Consider the following 348-nt stretch of genomic DNA (forward strand, 5'->3'; position numbering starts at 1 on the left):
TGCGTGAGACCCCGCGCGCCGTCTCCTTCTGCACGTGGGCGGTCCTTTCAGGAGATATCTTCGAGGTGGAGGACGCCTCCAGCGATCCCAAGTTCGCCGACAACCCATCCGTGCTGGGCGCCCCCTATGTCCGCCATTACGTGGGAGCACCGATTCAGGTGGCCGGCGGACACCGGGTTGGCACGTTGTGTCTGTTGAGCCAGACGCCGGGCAAGCTGACGCCCTCCCAGAGGGCAGTTCTTCAGTGCTTGGCAGAAGCCGCTGCCGTGGGGATGGAACAACGGGCACAGCTGCTCGATCGGGTGTCCGAGGCTACTCGACTGCACGGCGACCTACAGAAGAGCCAGG

1 protein-coding gene is annotated in these 348 nt (G+C 64.7%); it reads left to right on the forward strand.

Features of this window, described 5'->3' with window-relative positions; translation table 11 throughout:
- Window positions 1-65 precede the first annotated feature (65 nt).
- A partial coding sequence (locus KVS69_RS19040) for a GAF domain-containing protein (protein WP_345776828.1) occupies window positions 66-348 on the forward strand: 283 nt, incomplete at its 3' end.

It is taken from the genome of Stenotrophomonas sp. GbtcB23, assembly GCF_019091045.1.
Taxonomy (GTDB): Bacteria; Pseudomonadota; Gammaproteobacteria; order Xanthomonadales; family Xanthomonadaceae; genus Stenotrophomonas; species Stenotrophomonas rhizophila_A.